General features: G+C 60.4%; 23 protein-coding genes and 1 tRNA gene. 5 read left to right on the top strand and 19 right to left on the bottom strand.

Annotated features, from left to right (window positions below):
* Window positions 1-2 precede the first annotated feature (2 nt).
* Both Absy_RS03095 and Absy_RS03090 read right to left on the bottom strand, forming a co-directional pair.
* A complete protein-coding gene (locus Absy_RS03095; protein WP_048853263.1) occupies window positions 3-1,709 on the bottom strand; it encodes a PqiB family protein in 1,707 nt (568 codons plus the stop codon).
* A complete protein-coding gene (locus Absy_RS03090; protein WP_048853262.1) occupies window positions 1,706-3,184 on the bottom strand; it encodes a paraquat-inducible protein A in 1,479 nt (492 codons plus the stop codon). The genes Absy_RS03095 and Absy_RS03090 overlap by 4 nt, the downstream gene beginning before the upstream one ends.
* A gap of 322 nt (window positions 3,185-3,506) precedes the next feature.
* Here Absy_RS03090 and Absy_RS03085 point away from each other — a divergent pair.
* A tRNA-Thr gene (locus Absy_RS03085) sits at window positions 3,507-3,582 on the top strand.
* Window positions 3,583-3,732: 150 nt separating this feature from the next.
* Here the strand turns inward: Absy_RS03085 and Absy_RS03080 are convergent.
* The 11 genes from Absy_RS03080 to Absy_RS03030 all read right to left on the bottom strand — a co-directional run bounded on the left by Absy_RS03080 (window position 3,733) and on the right by Absy_RS03030 (window position 12,394).
* Entirely contained in the window at window positions 3,733-5,433 is a 1,701-nt protein-coding gene (locus Absy_RS03080) for an ArnT family glycosyltransferase (RefSeq protein ID WP_048853261.1), read from the bottom strand.
* Window positions 5,427-6,194, bottom strand: a complete 768-nt coding sequence (locus Absy_RS03075) for a glycosyltransferase family 2 protein (protein ID WP_048853260.1) — start codon at window positions 6,192-6,194, stop codon at window positions 5,427-5,429. Before Absy_RS03075 ends, Absy_RS03080 begins: the two co-directional genes overlap by 7 nt.
* Window positions 6,195-6,221: 27 nt before the next feature.
* Window positions 6,222-6,716: a F0F1 ATP synthase subunit B gene (gene atpF / locus Absy_RS03070; protein ID WP_371263702.1), complete on the bottom strand. Its 495-nt coding sequence runs from the start codon at window positions 6,714-6,716 to the stop codon at window positions 6,222-6,224.
* A gap of 33 nt (window positions 6,717-6,749) precedes the next feature.
* On the bottom strand, window positions 6,750-7,349 hold the full coding sequence (locus tag Absy_RS03065; protein ID WP_084596841.1) for a F0F1 ATP synthase subunit B family protein: 600 nt from the start codon (window positions 7,347-7,349) through the stop codon (window positions 6,750-6,752).
* 28 nt (window positions 7,350-7,377) lie between these two features.
* Complete coding sequence (locus Absy_RS03060) at window positions 7,378-7,602, bottom strand: ATP synthase subunit C family protein (RefSeq protein WP_025828682.1); 225 nt, start codon at window positions 7,600-7,602, stop codon at window positions 7,378-7,380.
* Window positions 7,603-7,654: 52 nt separating this feature from the next.
* Window positions 7,655-8,404 (bottom strand): F0F1 ATP synthase subunit A, encoded by a 750-nt coding sequence (locus Absy_RS03055; protein WP_025828683.1) that lies wholly within the window; start codon window positions 8,402-8,404, stop codon window positions 7,655-7,657.
* Between the two features lie 50 nt (window positions 8,405-8,454).
* A complete protein-coding gene (locus tag Absy_RS03050; protein ID WP_048853257.1) occupies window positions 8,455-8,760 on the bottom strand; it encodes an AtpZ/AtpI family protein in 306 nt (101 codons plus the stop codon).
* 120 nt (window positions 8,761-8,880) lie between these two features.
* On the bottom strand, window positions 8,881-9,810 hold the full coding sequence (gene ftsY, locus Absy_RS03045; protein WP_048853256.1) for a signal recognition particle-docking protein FtsY: 930 nt from the start codon (window positions 9,808-9,810) through the stop codon (window positions 8,881-8,883).
* Between the two features lies 1 nt (window position 9,811).
* A complete protein-coding gene (mtaB, locus tag Absy_RS03040; RefSeq protein ID WP_048853255.1) occupies window positions 9,812-11,059 on the bottom strand; it encodes a tRNA (N(6)-L-threonylcarbamoyladenosine(37)-C(2))-methylthiotransferase MtaB in 1,248 nt (415 codons plus the stop codon).
* Window positions 11,056-11,871, bottom strand: coding sequence for a diaminopimelate epimerase (dapF, locus tag Absy_RS03035; RefSeq protein WP_048853389.1), 816 nt, complete (start codon window positions 11,869-11,871; stop codon window positions 11,056-11,058). Before dapF ends, mtaB begins: the two co-directional genes overlap by 4 nt.
* 121 nt (window positions 11,872-11,992) lie before the next feature.
* Window positions 11,993-12,394, bottom strand: coding sequence for a VOC family protein (locus Absy_RS03030; RefSeq protein WP_048853254.1), 402 nt, complete (start codon window positions 12,392-12,394; stop codon window positions 11,993-11,995).
* A gap of 177 nt (window positions 12,395-12,571) precedes the next feature.
* On the opposite strand from Absy_RS03030, the gene Absy_RS03025 reads away from it, so the two are divergent.
* Window positions 12,572-14,488 (top strand): hypothetical protein, encoded by a 1,917-nt coding sequence (locus Absy_RS03025; RefSeq protein ID WP_245614694.1) that lies wholly within the window; start codon window positions 12,572-12,574, stop codon window positions 14,486-14,488.
* Between the two features lie 129 nt (window positions 14,489-14,617).
* Window positions 14,618-16,378, top strand: a complete 1,761-nt coding sequence (locus tag Absy_RS03020) for a DEAD/DEAH box helicase (RefSeq protein ID WP_048853387.1) — start codon at window positions 14,618-14,620, stop codon at window positions 16,376-16,378.
* A 120-nt stretch (window positions 16,379-16,498) separates the two neighbouring features.
* Here the strand turns inward: Absy_RS03020 and Absy_RS03015 are convergent, their stop codons facing one another.
* Window positions 16,499-17,041 carry a hypothetical protein gene (locus tag Absy_RS03015; protein WP_084596859.1) on the bottom strand — a complete coding sequence of 181 codons (543 nt, stop codon included), beginning with the start codon at window positions 17,039-17,041 and terminating at the stop codon, window positions 16,499-16,501.
* 209 nt (window positions 17,042-17,250) lie between these two features.
* Here Absy_RS03015 and Absy_RS03010 point away from each other — a divergent pair, with 209 nt between their 5' ends.
* Entirely contained in the window at window positions 17,251-18,777 is a 1,527-nt protein-coding gene (locus Absy_RS03010; protein WP_048853386.1) for a S10 family peptidase, read from the top strand.
* Between the two features lie 195 nt (window positions 18,778-18,972).
* Here the strand turns inward: Absy_RS03010 and rpsI are convergent, their stop codons facing one another.
* Window positions 18,973-19,461: a 30S ribosomal protein S9 gene (gene rpsI, locus Absy_RS03005; RefSeq protein WP_048853252.1), complete on the bottom strand. Its 489-nt coding sequence runs from the start codon at window positions 19,459-19,461 to the stop codon at window positions 18,973-18,975.
* Between the two features lie 4 nt (window positions 19,462-19,465).
* Entirely contained in the window at window positions 19,466-19,942 is a 477-nt protein-coding gene (gene rplM / locus Absy_RS03000; RefSeq protein ID WP_048853251.1) for a 50S ribosomal protein L13, read from the bottom strand.
* 203 nt (window positions 19,943-20,145) lie between these two features.
* Between rplM and Absy_RS02995 the strand changes: the two genes are divergently transcribed.
* Complete coding sequence (locus Absy_RS02995) at window positions 20,146-21,486, top strand: hypothetical protein (protein ID WP_048853250.1); 1,341 nt, start codon at window positions 20,146-20,148, stop codon at window positions 21,484-21,486.
* 73 nt (window positions 21,487-21,559) lie between these two features.
* Here the strand turns inward: Absy_RS02995 and phoU are convergent, their stop codons facing one another.
* From phoU to pstA, 3 genes are read right to left on the bottom strand one after another with little or no spacing between them, the layout of a single operon-like run.
* Complete coding sequence (gene phoU, locus Absy_RS02990; RefSeq protein WP_048853249.1) at window positions 21,560-22,276, bottom strand: phosphate signaling complex protein PhoU; 717 nt, start codon at window positions 22,274-22,276, stop codon at window positions 21,560-21,562.
* Between the two features lie 33 nt (window positions 22,277-22,309).
* The gene (pstB, locus tag Absy_RS02985) at window positions 22,310-23,140 is read right to left on the bottom strand and encodes a phosphate ABC transporter ATP-binding protein PstB (protein WP_084596837.1); all 831 of its coding nucleotides are present in this window, start codon (window positions 23,138-23,140) and stop codon (window positions 22,310-22,312) included.
* Complete coding sequence (gene pstA, locus Absy_RS02980) at window positions 23,137-24,012, bottom strand: phosphate ABC transporter permease PstA (protein WP_048853248.1); 876 nt, start codon at window positions 24,010-24,012, stop codon at window positions 23,137-23,139. The genes pstB and pstA overlap by 4 nt, the downstream gene beginning before the upstream one ends.
* Between the last annotated feature and the right edge of the window lie 2 nt (window positions 24,013-24,014).

Genomic DNA, 24,014 nt, shown 5'->3' with positions numbered 1-24,014 from the left:
TCTTATCGTCCCGATATGAGCGCTGAAGGATGGTTGGTCAGGAAGTCGGACAAAAAGCGCAGGGAGCGTGCGGTCTGCCCAAGCTGAATGACCATTGCCTGCAAGTTGCGCTTGAAGTCGCTGTTGCCACCATAGCTGGCCAGCAGGCGGTTGGCGTTGTGGAGCATCTGGTCCAGTTGTTCGGCCATGGCAGGCAGGCGCTGGCTAAGGGGAGCCAGCCCCTTTTGCAGGTCCTGCGTAAGAACCTGAAAATGCTGCATGGACACACGCAGGCTGGCCAGCGACTGCTTGACATCCGGGCTGGTCAACGTCTGGTCCGCGTGGGCGAGCAGGTTGTTGGCGTTGGTACCAATCTGCTCGAACGGCATGGCCGCCAGACGGTCGGTTACGGTGGAGAGCGATTCCATAATACCGCTCATACCCCCCGGCTGACCGGGGATAACAAGGGTTGTCCCCTCCATGCTGGTCGTGGCCGGTCCGGCATTTTTAACAAAATTGAGCGAAATCAGCCCCTCGCCCGTTAGCAGGCTTGCACTGTCCGTGGAGGCACGCAGACCGTTGGCAACCAGCGTGCGCAGCATGTCCGTGACCTCCTCGTGCGATAGTTCCTTGGTGGTCATCACACGTTCGGGCTGGATTTCCATGCCAATGCGCACACGCGGGTGGCCGGGGGTGGAGGTCATGTCCAGTTTAACACTGGTCACATTCCCGATCTGGATTCCGAACATGCTGACTTCCGCACCCGGAGCCAGCCCCTTGACGGAGGAGGTCAGGTACGTGGCAAGGGCTACGCGCTCATGGTAACCGGCGTTCTGGGCATCCTCCTCACTTTCGTAGAGTTTGAACACCGTGTTGGCTGCGGCCATGGGCAGGTCCCGCTGGGGTTTGCCTTCCTCCTGCGGGGGCAGGCCAAACGCCACCCCACCAGAAAACAGCGCCTGAAGCGACTGCAACTGGACCTTAAGCCCCCCGGCCCCAAAGCCCACCTTCACGCCAGACACATTCCAAAAGCGTGTGCCACCATTCAGGTAATGGTCGTAGGGTTCCTTAACAAAAATCTGGATCAGCACAGGCCCACGCCCACCCGGCGGCATGGTGTAGCCCAGCACTTCCCCCACATCCACATCGCGGAAAAAGACCGGCGCCCCCTGCCCGATGGACCCAATGTTATTGGCCACCAGCGTATAGGTCTGCCCCGGCTGGTCCGAGCGCATACCCGGCGGTGCTTCCAGCCCTTCAAACTGGTCTACATGCTTGCCGGAGTTGTGCCCGCTCTCATCCAGCCCGGGGTCAAAGGCAATGTATGCGCCAGACATAAGCGTTTCCAGCCCGGTAATGCTGGCCCCGTTAATGCGGGGCCGCACAACCCAGAAGCGGGCTTTGTCCGTCAGCATATCGTTGGTGCCCTTGTTCATGCGGATCAGCACACGAACGTGGCGCAGGTCGGGGGTGAGGGAGATGTTCTGCACCGTACCCAGCACCACCGACTTGTTTTTGACCTGCGTCTGGCCACTGGTCAGGCCATCGGCTGTATCAAAAATAACCGTAATTTCCGGCCCATTATCCATAAAGCTGCGCCAGACCAGAAAGCCCGCAATCAAGACCGAAATAATGGGAATGACCCAGATAATGGAAAACCGGATCCTGCGCACCAGCGCATCCTGATTGTCACTTTCACCATGTTTTGGAGAATTGTGCCTGTCGTTCACGCCCTGTCCGGCTCCATATTGTTCAAATACGCGGCAGTTGCCTGCGGCGCGGGTGCGGATGTGGCCTGACCAACATGACCGCAATCCTGTTGTGCGTCATTATCCCCCACTACATCCCACATTACGCGGGGGTCAAACGCATGCACTGCAAAGATGGTCAGCACCACAACGGCCGCAAAGCAGACCATGCCGCCGTTGGCCGTAATGCTGGCCATGCTGTTAAACCGCACCATGGCTACCAGAATGGACACCATGAACACATCGATCATGGACCACCGGCCAATAATGTCGATCACCCGGTAAAGCTTGGTCCGTGCCACCAGCCAGCGCGTTGAGCGCCGCCATGTGCTGAACAGCATGAACAGCAGGCCAAAAATTTTGAGCACCGGCACCGTCACACTGGCAAACAGCACCAGCAGGGACAGGGGGATCATACCATCCTCCCACAGTTCCACCGCACCTTCTATAATGGTGTGGCCCGTGCCCCCACCCAGCCGGATAACCGTCATAACCGGGTAAATATTGGCGGGCAGGTAGAACACCACGGCCGAAATAAGCAGAGCCAGCGCACGCATACGACCATTAGCCTTGCGGCGGCGCACCACATGGCCACACCGCGGGCAAAAACCCAGCGCATCGGTCGCAGGCAATGCCTCCTCAAACGCCAGCACCGCCCCGCAGGACAGGCAGGACGCCATGTGCGATGGCGGGGGCAATGGTGTTGTGCGCTCCACACTTTCGCACGTCAGGCGTACACGCCTGTTATCCATACGGCGCAGGCTGCTGTCGGTTGTCCTGCGCTCCCAGATCAGCTCCGTATCCAGCGTGGCATCGGTCGCGGACATGGTCAGCATCAGGCCCGAGACCAGAAACACCGCGGCGCCAATCTGCACATATGCCAGATCAGACAGTTTGGTATAGGCCACGAACACGCCCAGAATATACACTTCCACCATGGACCACGGGCGCAGGCGTTCGTACCATTTGAGCAGATGCGGCACCCAGAAGGGCAGCCGGGGCTGCAAGGCCCCGACCAGAATGGACAGCATCATGCCAATTACAACGCCGGGTACAATAATGGTAGCGATTGCCACCAGCACGCCAACCTCGCCCCAGCCTTCGTGGAGCAGTTCGATCGGGCCGGTCAGAATATTCACCGTGCGCTGGCGACCGTACAGATCAAGCATCATCAACGTGGATGCCAGCATGGCCAGATACAGTGCTGCGGAACTGATACAAAACGCCAGTGGCGTGGCAATGGGCGATGTACGGTTGCGCCGGTCCAGCAACTGGTTGCACCGGCAGCAGCGCGCCTGCGTGCCCGGTTTAAGCTCTGGCAGAATCTGGTGGTGCCCGCAGCACGGACATTCCACCACCCCGCGCAAAAGCCGGACATGGCGTTCCTCGTCCACAGGAATATCCTGCCCCGGAAACAGAGCCTCTCGCAGCAGGGCCATAACTTGCGTTGCGTTCATTACCTTCGTTCTTAATACCAACCGGCCACCCTGTAACTGATAAAACAGTATAGCACCCCTGCCATGCCAGCCTGTATTCCCCCTGCATCTGTACAAACCGGGCCGCAGCACTCTGGACCGCCTCCCCCACCCCCTGCTCCATCACACGGCCCAGGGCGGGCAGACCGAGTGTGTTGCACATGTTCTGCGGCTCAATCGGGTAAAAACTGCCAAAAAAACAGCTCCAGCCCCTTACAGGAGCGGAAAAGCCCGCTTTAGCCACTGATTGGGTGTTGCATGGTGTGGGTGATCATGATACCAGCCTTGCGCACACAGAGACTGCGCCCGCTTAGCTCAGTTGGTAGAGCACATCATTCGTAATGATGGGGCCGATGGTTCGAATCCGTCAGCGGGCACCACTTTTTCCCTTAAAAATAATCATCTCATATCTGGCACGGGCCGATAGAGCCTCTGCCATACTGCTGCATGGTGGCGTGCACGTATGGCACAAGGACATGGCCGCACAGTGCGGGCTGTTTTTTGCCCTACCCGGCTGTTGGTAGGGATGGCTAGTGCGCCTGCCCCGGCGCTGGCATGTCCAGCGTGTAAAGGCTGATCGCCATGGCATGGCCATTGGAATAGTTCAGCCCTGCCACCGTGCCACGGCTGACAGCCCTGGCCCCATCCGCGCCCAATGCGTCCATAAATGCCTGACGCTCACGTACATCCACAAGGGCTGCGGTGCAGGCCGGGTGGTCACGCATGGCCTGTGCGGCCTGTGCGGCCCCGGTCAGCACAACCTTGCCGCCAATCAGGAACACCAGACTGGGTTCGGAAAAAGAGACGGAATAAACCTGTGTCTGCGCGCAGGGCTTATGGGCCTGCACAAGCTCCACCAACCGGGGAGCCAGCCAGATGCTCCTGAGCTGCGGCACCACAACCGTAAACAGCCCTACGTAAAGCAATGCCGCGGCAACAGCACTGCTCAATGCGGCATAACATAGCTCGGCACGCCAGATCTGCCACATGGCAAGGCCCACCAAAGGCAGCACGCCCCCCGCCAGCACCAGCGCTGGAACGGAAAACTGATGCTCCAGCTTCCACAGCAGAATGGCTCCCGCAGCAGCCAGCGCACAGCCAACAAGGCACCACAGCACGGCATAAACCCCCAGCAGCACCCGGCCCCACCGTGCGTTGGGGCCATGCCGCCAGACCGTGCCGCTTTGTGCCAGCAGGCCAGCAGTCAGTATGGCAATGGCCGGGTAAGTGGGCAGTACATAATGGGGCAGCTTGGTGGCTATGCTCTCAAACACCAGCCAGTGCGGCACAATCCAGCACAACAGGTACCGCACTGGCAGAGTACGCCGCTCCCGCCAGACCTGCGGCAGCACGCTGGCAGCAAAATAAGACCCCGGCCAGAACGCAATAAGAAACACAAGCAGGTGGTAACCCGGCGGCAGGCCATGTGCCTCCTGCCCGGATGCAACCTTGCCCAGAAAATTCACCCCCACGGAACGGCGGAAAAAATCCCCGTGGCTGACCACGCCAATGGCAATGCACCAGGGCAGCACCACAGCAGCGGCAATAAGCCACCCCCATGCTGGCCGCACCCTGCGCCACAGGTCCATATTCCGCTCCAGCCAGCCCAGAGCCAACGGTGTAGCCAGCGATGGAATCAGCACAACCGGGCCTTTGAGCATAAGCCCGCAGCCAACCGCCCCCCAGAACAGCACCGCCGTACCCACGGGAGTCACGCGCTCCGCTGCCCGGTCGCCCAAGGCACGGACCAGCGCAAACTGCGCGACCAGAACACTCAGCAACAGGCACGAATCAATCGTGCCCATGCGGCTTTCCGCTGCAACCAGAACCGAGGCCATCAGCAGCACCGCAGCCCCAACACCGGCCATAGGGCCAAACAGGCTGGCACCCATAACCGCTGTCAGCACGACGGCGGCAGTCATGGCGAGGAGGGAGGGAATACGGTAGGGCCATACCGTCCGGGCATATTCCATGCCCACAGCCTTAACGGCCATGGCTTCCAGCCAGTAAATCCCGGCGGGCTGAAGGTAGCGTGGCTTGTCCTGAAAACGCACATCAATAAAATTGTGCGTCTCCAGCATCTGGGCCGATGCTTCCATGTAGCGGGGTTCATCCCGGTCAAATGGAGGGGTCGCCATGCGACCGGGCAGGAACAGCACAAAAGCGGCCAACCCAATCAGCACCAGTACGCGCCATGGCAGGGTGTGAGTTCCGCGGTCCAGCCTTAGCATTCATCAACCATTTTGGGCAGTCGGGTGCGGTTGCGCAGCCACATGACGCCCAGCAGGTCCCGGACCCCAACCACGGCCCGGTTAAAATTGGTATATTTGGACTGCCCGTGCAACCTGGCCCTGTGCGAGACCGGATGGCAGACCAAGGGCACCCCATACGAGGCAAACAGCGCGGGCAAAAACCGATGCAGCCCTTCAAACTGCGGCAGGCGCAAAAAGTCCTCCCGCTGAAAAATTTTAATCGGGGCCCCTGTATCCGGGCAGTGGTCCTGCAAAAGCCGCTGCCGCAGGCCATTGGCAAAACGCGTGGCAAACCGGCGGGACCAGCCATCCTTGCGTTTGGCCCGCACCCCCACCACCAGCGGGGGTGTCCCTTTGCTGGTCCGTGCCAGTTCCAGCAGTTTGATCAGCTCACGCGGGTCGTCCTGCCCATCCCCATCAATGGTGGCAATCCACTGGCCTCTGGCTGCTGTAATGCCGGTCCGCAGTCCTGCTGACTTACCGCAGCACCGATCGTGCGAGAGAATGCGCAAATTGGGCAGGCAGTCGCGGCGCAACTGGCGCAGAACGGCCACAGTGTTGTCCCGACTGCCGTCGTTTACAAACACCACTTCCGTTGCAGGCAGGCTCTGGCAGGCTTCCGCCAGTTCGCGGCAGACCTGTGGCAGATTATCCTGCTCATCCAGAACAGCAATAACGATGCTCAGCACGGGCTGAACATCGTTAACCTGCGACACAGAGGTTTGCACCGTGTGTGTCATACATATGAACCCTGAAGGGAGATGGACTTAAGCTGCCTGACGGGAGAATGCCGCAGGCAGGTCTGCCAGAGCCTGATCGACCAGAGCAGACGCTTTCTGCTCATCAATGGTCTGCGGGATAATGCTGTGTGCAGCGGTGACCGCCACATCAATAGCAAGCTGGCGTACTTCCTTAACGGCTGCACGCTCGACCGCTGCAATCCGGTCACGGGCCATCTGTTCGTGGCGGCGCACGGCGGCTTCGGCTTCGGCACGGGCCTGCTTGGCCATTTCGTCCGCTTTAATGCGGGACTGTTCAACCAGAGACTTGGCTTCCGCCAGTGCCTGCTCACGCTCACGCGTTGCGTCCTCAAGCATCTGCTCGGCTTCGCGGCGCAGGCGGGCGGCCTCGTCCAGTTCTTCGCGGATCAGATTGGCACGGTTATCCAGAATGGCCGCGATAGGCGTCCACAGTTTTTTGCCAGCCAGAACAAAGAACAGAACAAAGGAGACAGCGACCCAGAAACCCGCTACGTGAAAAATGTCAGTCATGACCAAAATTCCCCTGAGAACGGATCAGATGCTGCGTTGCGCTGAAGCGCTTTCAACATTCCGGGCAACAAGCTGTGCGTCTGGCACAACACCAGTCAGTCGCTGCACCAGCGCCTGTGTGGTATCGGCCGCAATTTCTTTAAGCGCGCTCAAGGCACGTGCTTTTTCTGCCGCAACATTCTTTTCGGCTTCTGCTATTTCAGACGCCAGACGTGCGTTAATTTCCTGCATCTGCTGCTCTGCCGCACGGTGTTCCTCGTCCAGAACCTTCTGAAGATGCGCCTGGGCTTCTGCCATGGCATCTTTGCGGGCCTGCTGGAGTTCGGCTACGGCTTTATCAGCATCCTGTTTAGCGGACCGGGCAACGTCAAGGTCACCTGTAATACGCTGGCTACGGTCATGCAGAACGCGGGCAACGCCCGGCAGCATGGCTTTGCTGAGAACAAGATAGAAGATGAAGAAAATAATTGCCCCCCACATGACCTGACCGGTCACAAGCGGGTTGGCAAAGTCAAGCTGAGGCATTCCCGTGGCGTATGCACCAGGTGCCGAAACGGCCAGCAAAGAAACGCCGCAAACCGTTGCAAGCAGTCCGGCACGAACTGTCTTCGTAATCACACCCACAGGAATGTCTCCTCTTATTTTCCCGATCTCAGACGAAGAGGATCAGGAATGCGATCAGCAGCGCGAACAGGGCGATAGCTTCTGTCAGCGCAAAGCCGAGCATGCCCAGACCAAACACGTGCGGGCGAGCCGCCGGGTTGCGAGCGATGCTGCTGACCAGCGTGGAGAAGATGTTGCCGAGGCCGATACCAACGCCGGCGAGGGCGATAACGGCGATACCTGCACCGATTTCCCGGGCTGCAGCGATGTCCATATCAGTCACTTCCTTGTTTCAAGACAGTTTCAAACGAAACGGGCAAAGCAGCTCAGTGAGCCACGGCCTCCCGCAGGTAGATGCACGTCAGGATTGCAAACACATAGGCCTGCAACACCCCAACAAGCAACTCAAGAGCCATAAGCGCCACGTTAATGGCGATGGGCCCGATCGCAAACACGTCACCCACGACGCCAAACCCGGCGAGCATGATGACAAAGCTTGCGAAAATATCGAACATGACGTGTCCGGCCACCATGTTGGCGAACAGTCGGATAGACAGGCTCACAGGGCGGGAGAGGAACGAGAGAATCTCAATCGGGATCAGCAGGGGCGCCAGAAAAGGGCTGGCACCATCCGGCATGAAGTGTGCAAAAAACCGCAGCCCCTGCACCTTGAGCGAAACCACAACCGTCAGCAGGAACACCATGAACGCCATGGCGAAGGTGACAGCAATATGGCTGGTAAAGGTGAAGGAGAAAGGCAGAAGCCCGATGTAGTTCCCCGCCAGAATGAAGAAGAACAGGGTGAAGATGAACGGGAAGAACGCAGCGCCTTCCGGTCCGATTGTATCCACCGCCATGTTATGAATGAATTCGTAGCAGACTTCTGCTGCGGCCTGGAGGCGACCGGGCACAACTGCCGCAGGGCGCATACCAAAATACAGGAACGCCAGAACCAGACAGACAGCCGCGATCATGTACAGCGGTGACTGGCTGAAGCGCAGAGCCTCGCCCAGCCCGCCAAGAACGGGGTGGAGCTCAAACTGTTCAAGTACGTTAATGCTGGAACCGCCCGCCACAACCGCTCTCCTAGACCTCACCCCGAATCGACTATCGGGTTTTCAGCTTCTTACTTTACGTCCATCGTCCTGACCAGACGCCAAACGTTCAGCACTCCGGCGCTCCCACCCAAAAGTGCGAAGATCACAAGGAACAGCGCCCGGGTATGGAGCCAGTGATCCAGCCCCCACCCTATGCCAACCCCCACAATCAGCCCCGCGAGCATTTCTGTCCCGGCTCTGAACGCCAATGCTGCGAGCGACCTGTCGGCCTCTATCCCTGCATCAACGGGTGGTTTTTCCTCCTTGACCAGACCGTACCGGCGTTCTGCCGACTTCAATCTGGCGTCAAAGGAATCGCTTTTTTCCTCACGCATACCTCGCACCTCCCAAGGGGGTGCAGGCGCTTGCTAACGGGGCTGCCATATCCTGTCAAGAAACCTTAGCAGGCTTAAGGACCAAAATATTGCTCCGTCGCAGGTACGCCACCCCGCTGATCACTCTATTCCGGGCAGGCCAACCAGCCCGCGCGCGTAGTCCATGGCGGAAAAAGGCCGGAGATCCTCGGCCTGTTCCCCCACACCCACGGCATGGACGGGCAGGCCAAAACCATCGGCCAGTGCGACAACAATGCCGCCCCGTGCCGAACCGTCCAGTTTGGTCACCACCAGCCCGCTCACGTTCACAAGTTCGCGAAAAACCCGCACCTGCTCCACGGCATTCTGCCCTGTTGTGGCATCCAGCACCAGCAGGACCGAATGGGGCGCGGTCTCGTCAAACTTGCGCATGACGCGAATAATTTTTGCCAGCTCCTCCATAAGGGCCGACTTGTTGTGCAAACGGCCTGCCGTATCCACGAACAGAAGGTCCGCACCTTCGGCTTTACCGCGTTTGAGCGCCTCATAGGCAAGACCAGCAGCATCCGCCCCCGGTGGCCCGGCAATAACCGGGCAGCCCGTGCGCTCGCCCCATATCTGGAGCTGCTCCACGGCGGCGGCACGGAACGTATCGCCCGCCACCATCATGACCTTGCTGCCCTGCTCGGAAAAAAAGCGGGCCATTTTGCCAATGGTGGTGGTTTTGCCCACACCATTGACCCCCACCACCAGCACCACATGCGGCTTATGGGCCGGGTCTGGCGCAAAGGGTACGGCTACCGGCTCCAGAATGCGGGCAATTTCCTCCGCCAGTGCAATCCGGATTTCCTCATCCGTTACTTCTGTTCCAAAGCGGGATGAACGGAAAGCCTCGATCACCTTTTCCGCCACACCGGGGCCAAGGTCTGCCGTGATCAGCAGGTCCTCCAGTTCCTCCAGCGCCGCATCATCCAGCTTGCGGCGGGTAAACATACCCGTAAGCCCGCCGCCCAGCTTTTGCGTGGAACGGGAAAGCCCCTGCTTGAGACGGGAGAAAAAACCAAGCGCCATTCTAGATCCTTTCCGCCACCAGTCCGCCCTCTTCCACCGCAACGGGCAGAAGAGAGAGAATATCCCCCACCGTGGCCTCGGCCCCGGTCAGGCGGACTGGTGCAAACTGCTCGCTATGTCCTGTTGTGGGGGTTTCCATCAGCACGCGCTGGGGCTGGCCCAGCAGACTTGCGTAGTACCGTGCAGCAGATACCGCCCCTACGGCCCGCAGGCTGGCCGCACGCGCCTTGCGCTGGGGCACGGGCACCGCACGCATCCGCGCGGCAGGCGTGCCCTCACGCTCGCTGTACGGAAAAACATGCAGGTACGGCAACGCCATATCGGCCAGAAAAGCCCGCGTCTGCTCAAACAGGGCTTCGTCCTCAGTGGGAAAGCCCGCAATAATATCCGCACCAATGCCAATATCGGGCCGCAGACTTCTGGCCCGTGCCACCACACTGGCGGCATCGGCCACAAGGTGGCGGCGCTTCATGCGTTTGAGAATAAGGTCCGACCCGGCCTGCAACGACAGGTGCAGGTACGGCATAAACCGTGGTTCCGCCTCCAGCAGTTGCCAGATATCCTCATCAATCTCCACTGGATCGACCGAGGACAGGCGCAGCCGCTCCAGTTCCGGTACCAGCCGCAGCACCCGGCGGCACAACTGCCCCAGCACAGGCTTACCCGGCAGGTCCGCCCCCCAGGAGGTCATGTCCACCCCGGTCAGCACCACCTCGCGGTAGCCTGCCTGCACCAGCGCCCGCACCTGCTCCACCACGGCCCCCACCGGCACGGAGCGCGAAGGCCCACGCCCGAAGGGAATAATGCAGAAGGTACAGCGGTGGTCGCACCCCTGCTGCACCTGCACAAACGCACGGGTGCGGCCTGCAAATTCCGTGACCAGATGGGCGGCTGTTTCCTTGGCGGCCATAATGTCGGACACGGCCACAGGCTCGGCCAGTGCTGCGGGGGACCAGCTCTCGGCCTTCAGCTTTTCCTCGTTCCCCAGAACGCGGGTTACGCCGGGCAGGCTTGTCCAGTTTTCGGGGTGGATCTGGGCTGCGCAGCCGGTTACCACAATGCGGGCATCGGGGTTCTGGCGGTGGGCACGGCGGATGGCCTGACGGGCCTGACGCTCCGCCTCCCCCGTAACCGCGCAGGTGTTAACAATAATCACGTTACCCAAGCCCTGCGCGTGGTCACGCATGACCTCGCTCTCCCACGTGTTCAGGCGGCAGCCAAAGGTCAGGATTTCGGGGCGGGTGGTCATGATGGATAGGCGGCCAGATCGACCGTCCCTTCAAAAGCTGTGGTGGCGGAGCCGGTCATAAGCACATGGTTGGTCTGGGCCGACCACACAATGCGCAGCACCCCACCATCGAGTTCCACCACACAGTTCCGCGCGGCAAGCCCGCGCCGCACGGCATTGACCACGGCCGCACAGGCCCCGGAGCCGCACGCCTCGGTCACACCCGCGCCGCGCTCATGCACCTTGAGCCGCATGTGTTCTGGCGTATCCATCCGTGCAAAACCGATGTTGGCCCGGTCGGGAAAAATGGGGTCGTGTTCCAGCGCATTGCCCTGCGCCAGCATGGCAAAGTCGGACACAAAAAACGTGGCGTGCGGGTTCCCCATGGACACCGCCGCCGGGTCCCCCGGCAAAGGCAGGTGCAGCGTATCCACCGCCGTAGCCAAGGGCACGTCCTGCCAGTTGGTCCGGGGTTCGCCCATATCCACCGTTACCAGCCCATCGGCTTCCCTGCGGGTTGGCAGCAGGCCCGCACGGGTTTGCAGCACGGGGGCCGCGTTGCCCGTCTGCCGCCACACAAGGTCCGCAACACAGCGCGAGGCATTGCCACAGGCCCCTGCCTCTGACCCATCAGGGTTAAAAAAGCGCACAAACACATCGGCCCCCGGCGCGCAGGCAGGGCGCAGGGTTACAAGCTGGTCGCAGCCAATACCGCGCCGCCGGTGCGCCAGAGCCGCAATGCGGGTAGGGGTCAGGGGCAGGTGAGCAGGCCGCTCGTCGAGGATGACAAAGTCATTCCCCAAACCGTGCATTTTATGGAAAGAGGTCAGCATTGCGCGCCTTATATGCCAATTCAGACAGGGATGCCATGCCCCCACCCACTGGGGCGGCTGCGCGTACATGGCCCCCATGCCCATAGCATGGCGAGCCATCCCCTGTCCCGCTCAGATGTTATTAAACAAAGCGGCCGGGTGCGCCACGCTGGAGGACTTCAATCTTATACCCGTCCGGGTCAGTCAGAAAGAAAAACTGCCCGACCACCGTGCCCTCATGTTGCAGGGTTTTCACCGCAGTTACCGGGTGGCCTGCCGCCTGCATACGGGCATGTTCGGCCACAACATCCGCTACGGAAACCGCCAGATGCCCATACCCATCGCCCTGTGCGTAAGGTTCGGTACGACCGTGGTTTATGGTCAGCTCCAGTTCAAAGCTCTGCTCGTCATTGGCCAGATAGACCAGTGTAAAACTCTCGAACTCAAAGCGGCCAACAGGCACAATGCCCAGCGTATCCGCATAAAACGCGACCGATTTCTGCTCATCCAGCACCCGCAACATGCTGTGAATCATTCTGGCCATGAAGAGTGGCAGCTCCCTATGCTCTGTAATTGTAAAAAATTATTTCGCCTTACTTTAACGGCAAGCGTCTTTGTTCTGAAATTATTTTTTAAGCATGTCTCTCTTTACTAAAGGGGTCCTAAAATGGTTCTGATCGGGCAGGTTCCCGCGTAACACTTGCCAGAAAATGAAGAGAGCATGCGCATCTTTAAGTCCCTGCACGCCTCTTGGGCGCACTGCACAACCGGCCTTTGCATGGGTACGGCGCTGGCCACAGGCCCGCTGCTGCTGTGCCTGAGCACACCAGCCCTTGCCGCCGGGGACGACGCATCGCTCGATGCGCTGGAACAGCAGATCTCGCGCATTCAGTCCGAACAACGCGCCCTGCAAAAAGCGCTTGTAAGCGTGCAAAAACAGATTGCCGCACACCGCACCGTAGCCCACGCGGGTAATGCCGCCGCCCACCACGGTGCAGGCGGGGCACACCAGATTGCCAGTCTGGAAGCTGCCGACCACGAGGCAGGCATTGCCGTAGCCTCCGCCGAGCATGGCGAAGAAGCCAATAACACCCGCCCGGCCCACTTTGGCGGCAACGGGCACCTGCGCGCCACCGGCCCGGATGCCCAGCCCAGCTTTAGCGGTATGGAAGACACCCCAACCGTGGAATCCGTGGTTGGCCACCGTGCGGAAGACGTGATCTCCCGCCTGGCGGAAAACGGCGTCGGCCCCCACTCGCGGGAGACGGCGGGCGCGCAGGCTGCTGGCGCTCTGGGTGACCATGGCGTGTTCCATATGGGGCCGGTCACCCTTATTCTGGGTGGGTTTATTGATGCCTCCGCCGTGGAGGCCAACCGCCACACCGCCAGCGGCACCTTCAACTTCTGGCAGGCAACGCCGTTCAAGAACGAACCGCGTTACCATACCGACAATTTTGACGGCAGTGCCCGTTACAGCCGCCTCTCGCTCATGGCGCGCGGGAATGTGGACAAGTACTCCACCATTTCCGGCGTGTTTGAAATGGACTTTGGGGCCGGGGCGGCCACCACCGATGCTTACGAGAGCAACAGCTACGCCTTCCGCCTGCGGCAGGCCTACCTTGCCTACGATAACAGCAAGGAGAACTTCCATTTCCTTGCCGGGCAGGCGTGGAGTATGCTGACCCCCGGTCGCGTAGGGATTATCCCCCGACAGGAAAGCCTGCCCGAAACCATAGAATCCTCCATGCTGGCAGGGCAGACGTGGTCGCGGCAGTTGCAGTTCCGGTTTGTTAAGGACTTCCTCAACCACCGCCTGTGGACCGGCCTGTCGATTGAAAATTCGGCAACGCTTTACAGCCTGAACAATTTTACCGCTGGCAGCTCGGACGGGCAGGTTGTGCTGCCCACAGGGCAGACGGTAACCGTTGGCTCCGATGGTACGGGCCTGACCAACAACGCCCTGTTCCCCAACGAGATCGCCCCCGACGTCATTGGCAAGATCGCATGGGACCCGCACTGGGGCCATTACGAAGTGGAAGGGATTCTCCACTTCCCGCATGACCGGGTCTCCACCCTTGGTGGGGGCAAAAACCACACGGCCGTGGGTGGTGGGGGTGGCGGGTCCATGATTCTGCCGGTTATTCCGCACAAGGTGGAAGTCCGGCTGGCCGGGCTGGCAGGTTACGGCATTGGCCGCTACGGGTCCGTACTGTTGCCCGATGCCACGCTCAAGTCCAATGGCGCACCCTCGCCGCTCTTTTCCTTGCAGGGAACAGCAGGAATTATTGCCCACCCCAACCCGCTCATTGACGTGTATGGCTATTTTGGCTACCAACAGGCCGGTCGCAGCTACTTCTCGGAAGGTGGTCAAGCCTATGGTTATGGCAACCCCGCCTACAACAATACGGGATGCTATACCGAGCTGAGTGGTAATTGTGCGGCTGGCAGTAACATCCATAGTGTTATGGAAGCCACAGTCGGAGCGTGGTATCGCTTCCTTAAAGGCCGTTACGGTACGGTGGAAGCTGGTGTGCAGCTTGCTTATTCCCGCATTCATGCGTGGGATGGCAACGGTGGCGCGCCAGACACCAGCCTGAGCGAACTCTTTATGGATTTCCGTTACCTACCCTTCCAGTAAGGATGTCTTTTACACGTTGCCGGGGTGCTGCGGGTCAGCAGCACTTAGCCCCGACACAAGAGAGAGGTCTTTCCGGACAGGACGCTTTATTCCCCCTCTTTCATGCCTGTTTGTCTGGACCTCACTTATATGCCTTTTCAAAACGCCCCTGCACCGCTCGCCCAAGCTCTGGCCGCGCGCGGGTTTGAAGCCCCGACCGCCGTTCAGGCCGCTATTCTGGCCGATGATGCCAAAGGCCGTGACCTGCTTGTTTCCGCCCGCACTGGGTCGGGCAAGACTGTTGCCTTTGGCCTCTCCCTTGCCGATACGCTGCTGAATGATGCGGAGCGCTGCCCCCCTGCTGGCGCACCGCTGGCGCTGGTTATTGCCCCCACGCGTGAGCTGGCCCTACAGGTCCGCAGCGAACTGGAATGGCTGTATGCCAAGACCGGCGCGCGCATTGTCTCCTGCGTAGGGGGCATGGAACCCCGCACGGAAGCACGCCACCTGTCCGCTGGCTGCCACATTGTGGTGGGCACGCCCGGCCGGCTGTGCGACCACCTCAAACGGGGCAACCTCGACCTGTCCCACCTGAAAGCCGCCGTGCTGGATGAAGCGGACGAAATGCTGGACCTCGGGTTCCGTGATGAGCTGGAAACCCTGCTGGACGCCACCCCCAAGGACCGCCGGACCCTGCTGTTCTCCGCCACCATTGCGCGGGAAATTGCCGGTCTGGCCAAGCGCTACCAGCATGATGCCCTGCGGGTGGATACGGTCGGCACCAACACCGCCCATACCGACATTACCTACCGTGGCGTTCTGGTAGATCAGGGCGATATGGCCCGCGCCGTAGTAAACGTGCTGCGCCTGATTGAGGCCCCGTCCGCCATTGTGTTCTGCCACACGCGTGAGGCAGTGCGCCAGCTCCAGAGCATTCTGACCGAACGGGGCTTTGCCTCCGTCGCCATTTCTGGCGATCTGGGCCAGAACGAACGGACCCGCGCCATTGAGAGCCTGCGCCATGGTCAGGCCCGCGTATGCGTTGCCACCGACGTAGCCGCACGTGGGATTGATATTCCAGACCTTGGGCTGGTCATCCATGCCAGCCTGCCCTCCAACCCGGCCACGCTGCTGCACCGCTCCGGCCGTACGGGCCGTGCGGGCAAAAAGGGCACCTGCGTTCTGCTAGTCCCGCCCTCACGCCGCCGTCTGGCCGAACGTCTGCTGCAGGCCGCCAAAGTTACGGCAGAATGGAGTGGCGCACCCACACCGCAGGCCATTGCCGAAGCCGATGCAGAACGCCTGCTTGGGGCGCACTTTCTGTCCCTCCCCCCGTCAGAGAACGAAAACATCAAGGCTCTGACCGAGCGGCTGGTCACGGAGCATACGCCAGAGCAGCTGGCGACCGCCCTTGTGGGCCTGTGGCGCAAAAGCCTGCCCGAACCCGCCCAGCTACGCGTTATTACCCCCGATGCCACCCGCAGCCGTGGCCCACGGGACGAAAACGCTCCCCCGCGTGAACCCCGCGAACGCGCACCAGAAATGAACGGGAGCTGGTTCCGCCTGTCTGTTGGTCGTGCAGACCGGGCCGACCCCAAATGGCTGGTGCCTGTGCTGTGCCGCCTTGGGGGCATTAAAAAGCAGGACATCGGCGCAATCCGCATTGTGAATGACCATACGTTGGTGGAAATTGCACAGGACAAGGCTGAACGCTTTGCCGCCTGCGCCGCTGCCGCCGATGCGGATGAAATGACGGTCGAACCCGCAGCAGCACCCCGCAAGGGTCCGCCCGGTGCAGGGGGTGGCCGCCCCTTTGGCGAACGCCGTGGCCCCTCCAAAGGGCGTGCCAACTTTGAACGCAAAGGCCCACCAGCTGGCAAAAGCGGTGCCTCCTCACGCAAGCGGAAGTAACTCTTCCCTCTCCCCCGCCGCTGCGGATTGCGTGGCGGGTTGATACAAAAAAGGCTGCCCCATTCTATGGAGCAGCCTTTTTTTATGCCCAGCGCCGAAGCCTGAGCGGCCTTGCCAGCCTTACAGGGAAGGCAGGGACGGTACGGAAGTGGCGTCCTTAAGGTCAGATTTTACGCGGTCCTTCTGGCTCTTCCATGCGTTTTTTGTGCTTTCGGACGCATTGTTCCAACGGTCCTTGGCATTTTTTTCCGCATTGCTCACGCTATTGGTCGCGTTGGTCAGCTTGTCGCGCTGGGCCAGAATTTTTTCACGCTCGGTCTGGCTGGCGTTGTTCCAGCGATCCTTGACGGTTTTTTCCGCGTTGTTCAGTTTTTCCGTGGCATTGGCACCCTGGCTGGTCAGCGCGCCCCCTTTGGCCAGCAGTTTTTCCCGCTCGGCTTCGGTTGCATTGTTCCAGCGCTGTTTGGCCTGATCGCGCATACCGGAGGTAAACTGGCTCCCCGTATTTTTGACGGAACTCTTGGCCGAATCCAACTGGCTTTTGGCATCCTGCTCAAGGCAGCCCGTCAGGGACAGGCATGGATCGGCATGCGCAACAGAGGCCCCGCCAGCCAGTGTCATCAATGGCAGACCAAGAAGCGCAATTTTCCGAATAGACAGCATAAATATTCCTTTCCTGTGCCCCACGCCCAACAGGGCGCGAACATCGGTTATCTGTAAGACATGCGATTGAGGCAAAAAATAGTCCACCCCACCCTTGCAGGAACACGTTTGCACAGCCAGCATGGCTCCCGACCAAAGGCCTGCAAAGGAAGATCCAAACCGTGATAACACCCACCGCACCGCACCACCGTACCTCTGCACGTGTTGGCCTGTGGCCCGGTTTACCCCTTTGTCTGGCGTTATGCCTGTCCACGTCCGCGCTGGCGGCCCCGGCACCTGCCCCCACCAAAGCCGAGACCACACCGCAGGCACAGCAGCCCTCCAGCGAGGCAGAAACCTTCCATGATGCAGCAGCCCTGCTCCCCAAGGATTCCGTAACCCACCACAGCGGCACCTTTGGCGGGCAAAAAATGACCTACACCGCCACCGCTGGCACGCTGACCCTGCGCGATGATGCAGGCAAACCCACCGCCCGCATGTTCTACACCGCCTACACGCGCGATGGTGCGGACCCGGCACACAGGCCCGTGGTGTATTTTTTTAACGGCGGCCCGGGTGCGGGAACAGCATACCTGCACCTTGGTGCTGCCGGGCCGGTTATGCTCGACTTCCCCACCGGCAACCCTGCCGATGGCGCAAATGCCCAGATCAAACCCAACCCTGAAAGCTGGTTAGCTGCGGCTGATCTGGTTTTTCTGGATGCACCGGGTACGGGCTGGTCTGTTCCGGTTGACCCCAAACAGGCGGACAAGCAGTTTTACGGTGTGCGGCAGGATGCCAAAACCTTTGCCAAGGCCATTCAGCTCTGGGCCAATGCCAACAAACGCATGATCTCCCCCCGCTATCTGGCGGGGGAAAGTTATGGTGGCCTGCGCGCCATAGAGGTTGCCAGCGCACTGGCCGAGGACCAGCACATTCTGCTCAATGGTATTGTCATGATCTCCCCCGCGCTGGACATGACCCTGCTGGATACGGAGAACGACATTCTGGCCGATGCCTTTGTGCTGCCATCGCTCGAGGCCGCCAATCTGGCGCTCCAGCACAAGCTTACGCCTGAAACCATGACCCAGCATCTGGACAAGGCGTACCAGTACGCCGTGGGGCCATACCTGAGCACACTGGCAGGCACCCCGCCCACGGGAGAAGCCGCAGATGATTTTTACGAGGCCGTAGCCAGCCATACCGGCATTGAGCAGGACATTATTGCCAAACAGCGCGGCATTCCCCGGCCGGAAGCACACGATATACGCAGCCGCGATGGCCACCTGTATTCGCTGTATGATGCAACGCTCTCCATTGCAGACCCCTTCCCCGAAGGAGTGGACAACGCGGAAAGCCCCGAACCCACGCTGGACGGGTTTGGCCATGCCTATGGCAGCGCCTTTGAACACTACGCCGCCACAGAACTGCGCTACCAGACAGAACTGAGCTACAACCTGCTCAACTACGCCATTAGTCAGGCATGGGATTACCGCGATACAAACGCACCCCTTGTGCGGCCCATACCAACCCTGCGCCGCCTGTTGGCCCTTAACCCCACCCTGCGGGTGTTTATTGCCAATGGTGCGTATGATCTGGTCTGCCCGTATGCCTCCTCCCGCTGGGTGGCGGAGCATATTCCTGTGGGGCGGAACCGCATTGGCCTGCATGTGTACCCCGGTGGGCACATGCTTTACACCCGGCCAGACAGCCGTGCAGCCCTCGCACACGATGTACGGACCTTCCTGACCCCCTGACCAACCATAAACACAGCACACGCCCCGGCTACGTAGCGGGGCGTGTGCCTTAGCAACATGCCCCCCTGTGGAGGCCCACGGCCCCGGCACACAGCCACGGCACATGGAGCCAAACCGGCCCCAAACGCAAAACGGGCGGGAGGACCATAGTCCCCCCGCCCGCCTGCCGAACGAAAAACCGTTCTTCCAGCCAGATCAGCGCTTGCTGAACTGGAAGGAACGACGTGCTTTTGCGCGACCGTACTTTTTACGTTCAACCTGACGCGAATCGCGGGTCAGGAAGCCAGCAGCCTTGAGGATGCTGCGCAGTTCCGGTTCGTAGTGGGTCAGCGCACGGCTGATACCGTGACGAACCGCACCAGCCTGACCGGACAGACCACCACCGGTTACGGTGCAGACCACATCGAACTGGTTGTAACGGTCGGACACAAGGAAAGGCTGGGTCAGCAGCATACGCAGCACGGGGCGTGCGAAATACTGAACAACCGGACGGCCGTTAACGGTGACTTCACCTTTACCCGGCTTGATCCAGACGCGGGCCACGGCATCCTTACGGCGACCAGTGGCGTAGGAGCGCCCCTGTGCGTCACGCTTGGCTTCGTAAACCGGAGCAGAATCGGCCAGAACAGGTGCAACACCCTTGAGATCGGCCAGTGTGCCTGTACGTTCCTGAGTTTCAGACATGATCTCAGCCCTTCTGCGTGATAACGACGTTTTTGCGGTTCAGCGCCGCAACGTCAAGCACCTGGGGGGTCTGACCACCGTGGGGGTGTTCAGCGCCAGCATACACATGCAGGTTGCGCATCTGCTCACGCTGGAGCGGACCACGCGTGATCATGCGTTCAACTGCTTTTTCGACCAGATGGCCGGGGTGCTTGCCGTTCAGACGCTGGGCGACCGTACGGGTCTTGATACCGCCAGCATAGCCGGTGTGGTAATGAAAGAGCTTCTGATCCGCCTTGTTGCCGGTCAGCGCCACTTTTTCGGCGTTGATGACAACAACGTGGTCACCGCAGTCAACGTGCGGTGTGAACTGAGGCTTGTGCTTGCCGCGCAGGCGCGTGGCGATGATGACGGCGAGACGACCCAGAGCGAGACCTTCGGCATCGATCAGGATCCAGTTCTTCGTCACCTCCGCGGGCTTCAGCGAGAGGGTGGTCTTCATGACACTGATTCCATATGAGAACAGTTACGTATTGATGGCGCGTTATGATGGGTGGCGCACGGGCCGTCAAGAGTTATTGCAGTTAATGACCGTATTTTCAGGCAGTTTTCTCTAGGTAACATGTTACCGTACCCCGGCTTGCCCGCCTCCGCCTCATGCACTAAAGCTGGTGTCTGTAGTAAAAACAGCAGGACTTCCAACGGGTGAAGAAGAATATTCTGGTCACGGCTTCCGGCATTGCCATTCTGGGCGGTATTGCTTGGTTTGGCGCCCACCACGCGGAACGTGTCATGCTGGACAAGGGGATTGAACGGTTCAAGCAGGCGCTGGGGCCGGATGTCTCCTTTACCTATACCCGCGCAAGGCCGGGCCTGCTGGGGCGGAGCGTGCGCTTTAACGGGCTGGTCTTCCGCCAAGGGCCGGAAACCATTACGGCGGACGAGGCCGAACTGACCAAGCCCGATACGCAGGATTCTGACGTAACGCGGATTCACCACCTGACCTTCCGCAATTTCCAGCTCGCGGACCCCGCAGGCAGCCTGCACCTGAAAACGGTGGAAATGGACAATCTGGCCCTGCCCACCAAGGCGGAAGACCCCGCAACCCCCGGTGTGCAGACCCTGAGCATAGAACACGCTCAGGCGACCGGACTGCACGGGTTTGTCAGCTCCTTACAGTCGGATCTGTCGGCCGAGACGGCCAGCATGGACAATTTTGGTGCGCACGAAACCTCGCACCTGCAAGCCAGCAAAGTCCAGCTCTCAACCGATGTGGCGCCACCACGCCATGTTAAGGCCGACTCCGTTGTGGTGGATGGCGTGGCCCTTGCAGACCTGTACAAAACCCTGTCCACCGGCGCGCCCTACACAGCCCAGCCTACCACGCGCGACATTACTATTGACCAGTTGAGCATAGACGGCACAACGCCGCTTATGCACGCTAGGCGCATTCTGTCCCACGCAAACCGTACCGATGCCACGGAGCAGGAAGTCTCCAGCATTCAGGGGCTGGAACTCTGGCCCGATGTACCCAATCTGGGCTGGCTGCCCTCCCTTGGGTATGACCGTTTTGTGGGCAATGTGGTCCTGAACGACACACATACACTTAAAACCGGCGCACTCCACGTGGAGACCTTCAGCATCGACTCCGCCAACATGGGGCGGCTGCATATTAATGGTGAGTTCGGGCAGGCGGCCTCCGCCTCCATGCTGAACGGCAGCAATGCGGAAATGCAGGTCATCTCCATGACCATGAACTACCTTGACCACGGTCTGGTGCCCAAAGCCCTGAACGCCATTGCCACCGCCCGTGGCCTGCCGCCACAGGATTTTCTGGCCTATGTGCAGTCCCAGTCCGCCACAGCGCAGAATCCGGCTTTTGCCAGCTTCTTCCACTGGCTGGCCAATCCGGGCAAACAGACCCTGAGCATTGGCGTCAAACCCACCCAACCCATGCCTTTGATGATGGTGGCGGCAACGCTGGGCAATCTGGCCTCCATGCCGGAACTGGCCCAGAAAATCGGGCTGACCGTACAGGCGCACTAACAGCCCACAAACAAAAACGGGCACCCCGGCTGCCATAGCCAGAGTGCCCGCCTGCGCGCCAGACGTGTGGCGCTTATTCGGGTTGTTCGATGTTGGTGCGGGCAGCCCCACCGCGCGGACGCACGGATGGCAGCATTTCCCCCGTAACGGCGTAGTACACACGCTCGGCAATGTTGGTGGCGTGGTCCCCGATCCGTTCAAGGTTTTTGGCCACGAACAGCAGGTGGATGCACGGCCCGATCTTGCGGGGGTCTTCCATCATATAGGTCACCAACTCACGGAACATGGTGGTATACAGCTCATCTACCGCTGTATCGGCCTTCCATACTTCCTGCGCGCGTTCGGCATCGTTCTCGACCATGGATTCCACGGCCATATGCAGGTTTTCCTGCACCAGACGGGCCATGGCCCGCAGGGCGCTAAAGGAGAGTGCGCCATCCAGCACCTCCACCTTGGCGGCACGGCGCGCAATGGAAGAGGCATAATCCCCGATACGCTCAAGGTCGCCGCTCATCTTGAGCACGGCCACAATCACACGCAGGTCAACCGCCATGGGTGCGCGCAGGGCCAGAATGCGAATAGCCAGCATTTCCGCCTCGCGCTCAAGCGCATCAACTTCGGGGTCCAGCTCGGGGGGTTCCAGAGCGGCTTCTTCATTCTGGTTCACCACGGCGGCAATGGCCTGAGCGGTCTGCCGCTCCACCAAGCCACCCATGCGCGCCACAATGCCACGCAGGCGATCAAGCTCCTGATCGTAGCGGGTAATGGTATGTGCGGGTTCGTTGCCCATAACGCTTTCCTCCGTGCCTTACCCTAATGGCCGTTAGCCAAACCGGCCTGTAATGTAGTCCTGCGTCTGCTGCTCACGCGGGGTGGTGAACATGCGGGCGGTGCTGTCCACTTCGATCAGCCGCCCCATATAGAAAAACGCCACCTGATCGGCGCAGCGGGCAGCCTGCTGCATGTTATGCGTGACAATGGCGATGGTGAACTCGGTCTTGAGTTCATCCAGCAGTTCCTCAATCCGGGCGGTGGAGACCGGGTCGAGCGCACTTGTCGGCTCATCCAGCAAAATCACTTCCGGGCGCACGGCAATGGTGCGGGCAATGCACAGGCGCTGCTGCTGACCACCCGACAGGGCCGTGGCGGAAGCACTCAGCCGGTCCTGCACCTCTGGCCACAGGGCCACACGGCGCAGGGCATCTTCCACCCGTCCATCCATTTCCGAGCGGGATACGCGCTCGTGCAGGCGAATGCCAAAGGCGATGTTATCGTAGATGGACATGGGGAACGGCGTTGGCTTTTGGAACACCATGCCAATGCGCGAACGCAGGACGTTCAGGTCCACCCCGGCGTTAAGGATATTCTGCCGGTCAAAAATGACCTCGCCGGTTGCGCGCTGGCCGGGGTACAGGTCGTACATCCGGTTGAGCACACGCAGCAGGGTGGATTTGCCACAACCCGATGGCCCGATCATGCCTGTAACGCTCCGCTCGGGAAAATCGAGCGAGATGTCATGCAGGGCGTGGGACGTACCATAATAGAAGTTCAGCCCTTTGACCTGCATGGCCACGGGGTGTGCATCCCTGCTGGGAGCGGCGGTGTCCAACGGTTGGGTCATGCCTGCCGTCTTTACGGGAACCTCTACGCTCATGACCGTCCTCCGCGGGTTCCGACCCGCACTACAATATTGATGATAAGCACACCCAGAGTAACCAGCAGCGCGCCGGTCCATGCCTGCTGCATCCAGTCCTGATAAGCGGAACCGGCATACTGGTAGATAGCGACAGGCAGGCTGGCCATGGGGCGACCAAGGTCAAGCGACCATTCGGAATTGCCCAGGGAGGTAAACAGCAGGGGTGCAGTCTCCCCCGCAACGCGGGCCACGGCCAGCAGCACACCGGTCATAATGCCAGCCCGCACGGCGCGGAGGCAGATAAACAGGATAACCCGCCATTTGGGCGCGCCCAGTGCAATGCCCGCCTCGCGCATGGCAACGGGAACAAGGCGCAGCATGTCCTCCGTGGTGCGGACCACAATGGGCATGGCCAGAATAGCCAGCGCCACAGCGCCCGACAGGCCGGAAAAGTGCCCGAACGGCACCACCAGCATCATGTAAATAAACAGGCCGATCAGAATGGATGGGGCGGATAGCAGCATGTCCGATACAAAGCGTACGGTGCGGGCCATGCGGCTGGTTGTGCCATATTCCGCCAGATAGATGCCCGTCATCAGCCCGGCTGGTGCACCGATCAGAATGGCAAGGCCGGTCTGGATAATGCTGCCCACAATGGCATTGGCCAACCCACCCGGCTGCCCCGGAGCCGCCATGGACATGGTGAACAGGTGCACGCTCAGCCCCGCCAGACCGTTTTTGAACAGGGTCCACAGAATGGAGCCAAGCATGAACACCACAATAAGCATCCCAAGCCAGCTCAGTACGGTGGCAAGCCGGTCGCACAGGTGGCGGCGCCACAGCAGCGATGCGGAACGGTCCGCCCGCATAAGGGTATTGTTCGCCTTCATCC

Source organism: Acetobacter syzygii (genome assembly GCF_000964225.1).
Lineage (GTDB): Bacteria > Pseudomonadota > Alphaproteobacteria > Acetobacterales > Acetobacteraceae > Acetobacter > Acetobacter syzygii.
This window is presented reverse-complemented; position numbering and strand designations above follow the sequence as displayed.

Bases quoted from the DNA above. Each gene is read 5' to 3' on its own strand.
- Absy_RS03090 (WP_048853262.1), bottom strand. From the start codon at position 3,184: ATGAACGCAACGCAAGTTATGGCCCTGCTGCGAGAGGCTCTGTTTCCG.
- Absy_RS03080 (WP_048853261.1), bottom strand. From the start codon at position 5,433: ATGCTAAGGCTGGACCGCGGAACTCACACCCTGCCATGGCGCGTACTG.
- Absy_RS03075 (WP_048853260.1), bottom strand. From the start codon at position 6,194: ATGACACACACGGTGCAAACCTCTGTGTCGCAGGTTAACGATGTTCAG.
- Absy_RS03060 (WP_025828682.1), bottom strand. From the start codon at position 7,602: ATGGACATCGCTGCAGCCCGGGAAATCGGTGCAGGTATCGCCGTTATC.
- Absy_RS03050 (WP_048853257.1), bottom strand. From the start codon at position 8,760: ATGCGTGAGGAAAAAAGCGATTCCTTTGACGCCAGATTGAAGTCGGCA.
- ftsY (WP_048853256.1), bottom strand. From the start codon at position 9,810: ATGGCGCTTGGTTTTTTCTCCCGTCTCAAGCAGGGGCTTTCCCGTTCC.
- mtaB (WP_048853255.1), bottom strand. From the start codon at position 11,059: ATGACCACCCGCCCCGAAATCCTGACCTTTGGCTGCCGCCTGAACACG.
- dapF (WP_048853389.1), bottom strand. From the start codon at position 11,871: ATGCTGACCTCTTTCCATAAAATGCACGGTTTGGGGAATGACTTTGTC.
- Absy_RS03030 (WP_048853254.1), bottom strand. From the start codon at position 12,394: ATGGCCAGAATGATTCACAGCATGTTGCGGGTGCTGGATGAGCAGAAA.
- Absy_RS03025 (WP_245614694.1), top strand. From the start codon at position 12,572: ATGCGCATCTTTAAGTCCCTGCACGCCTCTTGGGCGCACTGCACAACC.
- Absy_RS03020 (WP_048853387.1), top strand. From the start codon at position 14,618: ATGCCTTTTCAAAACGCCCCTGCACCGCTCGCCCAAGCTCTGGCCGCG.
- Absy_RS03015 (WP_084596859.1), bottom strand. From the start codon at position 17,041: ATGCTGTCTATTCGGAAAATTGCGCTTCTTGGTCTGCCATTGATGACA.
- rpsI (WP_048853252.1), bottom strand. From the start codon at position 19,461: ATGTCTGAAACTCAGGAACGTACAGGCACACTGGCCGATCTCAAGGGT.
- rplM (WP_048853251.1), bottom strand. From the start codon at position 19,942: ATGAAGACCACCCTCTCGCTGAAGCCCGCGGAGGTGACGAAGAACTGG.
- phoU (WP_048853249.1), bottom strand. From the start codon at position 22,276: ATGGGCAACGAACCCGCACATACCATTACCCGCTACGATCAGGAGCTT.
- pstB (WP_084596837.1), bottom strand. From the start codon at position 23,140: ATGAGCGTAGAGGTTCCCGTAAAGACGGCAGGCATGACCCAACCGTTG.
- pstA (WP_048853248.1), bottom strand. From the start codon at position 24,012: ATGAAGGCGAACAATACCCTTATGCGGGCGGACCGTTCCGCATCGCTG.